5 protein-coding genes and 4 tRNA genes are annotated in these 4,757 nt (G+C 50.8%); 8 read left to right on the top strand and 1 reads right to left on the bottom strand.

Going from position 1 to position 4,757, the window contains the following annotated elements; translation table 11 throughout:
* Window positions 1–48: 48 nt before the first annotated feature.
* Window positions 49–366 (bottom strand): hypothetical protein, encoded by a 318-nt coding sequence (locus tag Q4526_RS01915; protein WP_215975035.1) that lies wholly within the window; start codon window positions 364–366, stop codon window positions 49–51.
* A gap of 174 nt (window positions 367–540) precedes the next feature.
* On the opposite strand from Q4526_RS01915, the gene alr reads away from it, so the two are divergent.
* The 8 genes from alr (at window position 541) to Q4526_RS01875 (ending at window position 4,637) form a co-directional block, all read left to right on the top strand.
* Window positions 541–1,668 carry an alanine racemase gene (gene alr, locus Q4526_RS01910; protein ID WP_215975034.1) on the top strand — a complete coding sequence of 376 codons (1,128 nt, stop codon included), beginning with the start codon at window positions 541–543 and terminating at the stop codon, window positions 1,666–1,668.
* Window positions 1,668–2,645, top strand: a complete 978-nt coding sequence (birA, locus tag Q4526_RS01905; protein ID WP_215975033.1) for a bifunctional biotin--[acetyl-CoA-carboxylase] ligase/biotin operon repressor BirA — start codon at window positions 1,668–1,670, stop codon at window positions 2,643–2,645. The genes alr and birA overlap by 1 nt, the downstream gene beginning before the upstream one ends.
* A complete protein-coding gene (locus Q4526_RS01900; protein WP_215975032.1) occupies window positions 2,642–3,367 on the top strand; it encodes a type III pantothenate kinase in 726 nt (241 codons plus the stop codon). The genes birA and Q4526_RS01900 overlap by 4 nt, the downstream gene beginning before the upstream one ends.
* Window positions 3,368–3,388: 21 nt before the next feature.
* A complete protein-coding gene (locus tag Q4526_RS01895) occupies window positions 3,389–4,084 on the top strand; it encodes an SPOR domain-containing protein (RefSeq protein WP_215975031.1) in 696 nt (231 codons plus the stop codon).
* Between the two features lie 48 nt (window positions 4,085–4,132).
* Window positions 4,133–4,208, top strand: a tRNA-Thr gene (locus Q4526_RS01890).
* A 91-nt stretch (window positions 4,209–4,299) separates the two neighbouring features.
* Window positions 4,300–4,383: transfer RNA gene (locus Q4526_RS01885), tRNA-Tyr, on the top strand.
* An 87-nt stretch (window positions 4,384–4,470) separates the two neighbouring features.
* Window positions 4,471–4,544: transfer RNA gene (locus Q4526_RS01880), tRNA-Gly, on the top strand.
* A 17-nt stretch (window positions 4,545–4,561) separates the two neighbouring features.
* Window positions 4,562–4,637 (top strand) — tRNA-Thr (locus Q4526_RS01875).
* Window positions 4,638–4,757 lie beyond the last annotated feature (120 nt).

Here is a 4,757-nt window from a genome sequence, read left to right as displayed (position 1 = left end):
GTCCAGCGTCCAGCGTCCCGTTATTCAGACTCCTGCATAGAGCAGTGCTCAATCAATTTCTTCGGGTTCAACGGCTGTGGCTTTAGTTGCCTTCACGGCATTTTTTACTGGAGCGTTTTGAGCTCCGGACGCTGAAGGTGTATGACGTCGAATGATGTCTCGGTCTAGACCGCCTTTACTAGTACCGTCGTTGGCAGAAGTAATTTTTCTTTCGGTACTTCTTGTCTGGTTAGGTGCGGAAGAAGTTTCAGTGCTTTCCCCTTTAATGTCACCAATTTTTAAATAACCGGCAGATAGTGCGTGTTGGCTGCTTAGTAGCACAAGGGTAAAGGCAGTAATTTGTAAAAGGTTGTGGGTAAGTTTCATGGTATATGTCCTCGTAAGTTGTGTGTATTTATGAGTCGTTAGAAGAAAAGGGAAGGTTCAAATGAACTGTTCGTGGCTGTTTTGCTGAGGATGGCGGTATGGGCGGTGGGCCGGAGTGCTGGCTTTTATCTTCTACTTTTGTAACTATGCCGCTTTGACTGAATTTGGTTGTTTATGAGCGAGTATTCTCCAGGCTTAACCATTGATCTTACTGCAGTGGTCGATAATTGGTGTGCACTGGCGCGTGTCTGCGCGCCAGCGGTGACTTCTGCGGTAGTGAAGGCGGATGCTTACGGTCTGGGTGTAGGGCGTGTGTCCGAGGCTCTGTTTGCTGCAGGCTGTCGCCATTTCTTTGTCGCTACATTGGATGAGGCGCAAGAATTATTCTCGTGTGTAGGTTCTGATATAAGTTGTTATGTGCTGGGTGGTGCGCCCTCTGGCCGCGAGTTGGAATGCGCTCGTATCAATGCTATGCCAGTGTTATCGTCACTCAGCGCAATACGACGTTGGCGCGAGGCTTTGGCGCAAGAGGGAGTAAGTTGGGCCCCCTGTGGTTTGAAATTTGATACTGGTATGAGTCGTCAAGGTGTTAGTTTGTCGCAGCTCGATGAACTTTTACAAGAGCGGCACCTGTTGCAAGGGCTTAATCCGCAATTAATCATGAGTCATTTGGCGTGTGCGGACGAGCCGGTTCACCCCCTTAATAAAACCCAATTAGATGAGTTCAAAAGTCGCGCTCCCAAGCTGCGTGCAATGTTGCCTGATTGTAAGCTTAGTCTGGCTAACTCCTGTGGCATTTTCTTAGGTGCCGACTACCATCTTGATCTGGTGCGTCCGGGTGCGGCTCTTTATGGTTACCAACCACCTACCGCTCTGCGAGGTACAATCGCCGATGTGGTTACGCTGTCCTTGCCTGTTTTGCAGATAAAGCGACTCGAGATTGATAGCGCTGTAGGTTATGGCGCTACCATAACAAAAGCTAAAGGCTCGATTCTCGCGATATGTGCCGGTGGCTATGCCGATGGTTTACACAACATTATGCAATCAAAGGGGTGTGGTGCGTGGCATGGGCAGGAGGTTCCAGTAGTGGGAAGAATCTCCATGGATGCCACCATATTTGATCTCTCTGCGGTGCCTGGAATAGAGACATGTCTGGACTCTGTCTCATTGCCTGCGGTTGAGGTAATTAATAAAGACCTCTCGTTTTCTCGTCTAACACAGGAGCGGGGCTTGTTGGGGTATGAGCTGCTAACCAGCTTGCGTGGTGGTCGCTATAAGCGGCACTATCAGGAGGTTAAATAATGGAAACGCCTCTGTTGGCGCTATTGCATTTGATGGGTGACGGTGAATTTCATTCGGGTGAAGAGTTGGGTAGTGTGTTGGCCATCAGTCGCACGGCGGTATGGAAACAACTGCAAAAACTGCAAAAATTGGGGCTTGATTATGAAAGTGTGAAGGGGCGAGGTTACCGCTTATCTGTCCCGCTGGAGTTGCTTGATGCTAAACAAATTGCGAGCTTGTCGAACATAGATCCGACTCGTATTCAGGTGCTGTCAAGTTGTGACTCAACCAACTCGCAGTTGCTTGATTCATCCGCTCCATTACCGTCGGAGAGTTTTTGTTTGGCTGAGCAGCAAACGGCCGGTAAAGGTCGCCGCGGGCGCCAATGGGTAAGTCCCTTTGGTTGCAATCTATACCTTTCTGGCGTCTGGCAGTTTGAGGGGGGGGCCGCTCAATTAGAGGGGCTAAGTTTAGCAGTAGGTGTTTGTATTGCTCGAGCTCTGGAGTCTTTTGGGGTTGAGGGTGTCCAGTTGAAGTGGCCCAATGATGTGTTGGTTGGTGGGAAAAAGTTAGCGGGCATCTTGCTAGAGATGTCAGGCGATCCTGCGGGCCTATGTCGGGTAGTGGTTGGGGTCGGCATTAACATGCAAATGCCTGTCACTTCGGCACAAAGTATCGATCAGCCGTGGATTGACTTGCAGCGTTTGGTGCGAGAACAGAAGTTGGACCCTGTCGGTCGCAATACCTTGGCTGCGGGTTTAATTCAGCAGTTGTGTGGGCTCATGATTAAATTCGAGCGCGGCGGATTTACCCCCTGGCGTGAGCTTTGGCTTCAGCGCGCGGCTTTTCTTGGCTCGCAGGTAAGCTTACAAACTGCAAATAGTGTTGTTGATGGCACCCTGACAGGCGTGGATAACAGTGGAGCTTTACAGCTGAGTGTGGGCGATGAAGAGCGATTATTTTACGGTGGAGAGGTCAGCTTGAGAGCTGTGTCATGAATTTATTGATTGATATGGGTAATAGTCGTATCAAGTGGCAACTGAAGCAGTGCGAGCTAATTGTGGCCGCGGGTATTGAAGATTATACGGGATCTTGGTCATGGCTCAATAGCGTAGCTCATGGCTACGATGTCATCCATGTGTGGGCGTCCAGTGTTGCAGGTGCCAAACGCGAAGATCAGTTGCAAGCATTTTTATCTGAGGCCGATTTGCCTCCCGCCCAGTTTGCAATAGTTGAAGGTTCTTGGGCAGAAATTCAGTGCGCTTATAAAGATTACTCTAAGCTCGGTATTGATCGATGGCTGGCCATTATAGCCGGTCGCTCTCTTGCGTCCGGTGCCTACATTGTTGTGGATAGTGGTACTGCCATTACCGTTGATAGTGTGACCGCAGATGGGTTGCATCAAGGGGGTTGGATTGGGCCAGGTGTGGCTTTGATGCGTCGCGCCATGTCGGCGCAGTCGCAAGCGTTGGCGGTGGCTTTGAGGGAGCCTCATAAGGTATACACAGATTTGGGGGTAGACACTCAAACGGCTATAGACGGTGCTATAACCGCAATGGGGCGAGGCATGATTGAAGCGGCGATGCACAGTGATGTGACCCAAAAAACACTGGTGCTGACCGGTGGAGATGCAGGTTGTTGGCACGCCCTATACCCGGAGGCTGTGTGGGCGCCGGATTTAGTGTTTATTGGATTGGAGCAATATTTTGCCGTGCCTTGATGTGCGGCAACAGGAGGGTGTATGCGTTTAATATTTTTCGCGCTGTTGGGTGTGAATGTGGCTGTATTGGTGTTGCAGTTGACAGTGTGGTCGGCTGAGGAGGCTGTTGCTGTCCAGTCCGCTCCGGTCTCTTCGGGTGGAGAAGCCTTGCGACTGCTTAGTGAGGGGGAGCGCTCTACGCAGGTCTCGCGTTCGTCAGAAGCTGCGCGGGCAACAGTGGAAGCCTCGGTACCGAAAGAGGGGTTGTGCGATATGGTGGGACCTTTCGAGCGCTTGTTAAGGGCAGAATATTTCGTTGAGGCGCTGCAGGCATTGTCGGTGACGGCTACGGTTAAGGCGCTGGAGGTGCCAGAAGGGAAAGGGTATTGGGTGCACTTGCCGCCGGAATCATCGAAAAAAGAAGCGCTGGGGCGCCTACGTGAGGTGCAGGCTAAGCAAATAGACAGCTATTTAATTCCGAAAGGGGATCTTGCCAATGGTATTTCTTTTGGTATGTTTACCCGCCAAGAGCTGGCCTTGGCTAAGCTGGATGAGATGCAAACCTTGGGTTATGAAGCAGAAATCCGTGAAATCACCCGTACTCGCAAAGAGAATTGGGTGGTGTTGGGAGCGGGGCAAGCACAAAAAATGAGCAATGAGAGGTGGTTAGAGTTGATCTCACGAGAAAATAACGTCGAGAAACAACAAAAATATTGTTCAGGTGTTGCGTCTGAGTAAAAGTTTCACTAGAATCCCGCCTCCACGTTAACACGTGGCCTGAGAAATGCTGGCGTAGCTCAGTTGGTAGAGCAGCTGACTTGTAATCAGCCGGTCGGGGGTTCGACTCCTCTCGCCAGCTCCATTTTCTCTAGAAGGTTGCTGTAACCGAGTGAATTCCTTAGGGAATTCAGTTGACAGTGACAGCTTCGAGCTGGACAATGCACGGCTCGTTCGCAGGGGTTCCCGAGTGGCCAAAGGGATCAGACTGTAAATCTGACGCGAAAGCTTCGGTGGTTCGAATCCACCCCCCTGCACCATATTTATCCGCATCGAGCGGGGCAAACACGTTTGCCATAGGCTAGGAGGTATCAGCTAAGGCTGAGCTTCGCTGGCATTAAGTGTAAGCGGGCATAGTTCAGTGGTAGAACGTCAGCCTTCCAAGCTGAATATGCGGGTTCGATTCCCGCTGCCCGCTCCAAGTGTTATCGGATTAAGGCTCTTGTAGCTCAGTTGGTAGAGCACACCCTTGGTAAGGGTGAGGTCGGCAGTTCAAATCTGCTCAAGAGCTCCATATTCCCTGGCTGCGAAAGGTTGTCTTTCGCGGCTGTTTTTTATGTGTAAGTAATGGCTTGTTTTGACGGCTGATTGAGGAGGCGCTCGCAATGGCGAAGGAAAAGTTCGAACGTAATAA

It is taken from the genome of Gilvimarinus sp. 2_MG-2023, from assembly GCF_030547685.1.
Taxonomy (GTDB): Bacteria; Pseudomonadota; Gammaproteobacteria; order Pseudomonadales; family Cellvibrionaceae; genus Gilvimarinus.
The sequence above is the reverse complement of the archived record's forward strand: the minus strand, read 5'-3'. Positions and strand labels throughout refer to the sequence as shown.

What these genes read in the sequence shown, in the direction of transcription:
- alr (WP_215975034.1), top strand. Translation starts at nt 541, where the DNA reads ATGAGCGAGTATTCTCCAGGCTTAACCATTGATCTTACTGCAGTGGTC.
- Q4526_RS01915 (WP_215975035.1), bottom strand. Translation starts at nt 366, where the DNA reads ATGAAACTTACCCACAACCTTTTACAAATTACTGCCTTTACCCTTGTG.
- Q4526_RS01895 (WP_215975031.1), top strand. Translation starts at nt 3,389, where the DNA reads ATGCGTTTAATATTTTTCGCGCTGTTGGGTGTGAATGTGGCTGTATTG.
- birA (WP_215975033.1), top strand. Translation starts at nt 1,668, where the DNA reads ATGGAAACGCCTCTGTTGGCGCTATTGCATTTGATGGGTGACGGTGAA.
- Q4526_RS01900 (WP_215975032.1), top strand. Translation starts at nt 2,642, where the DNA reads ATGAATTTATTGATTGATATGGGTAATAGTCGTATCAAGTGGCAACTG.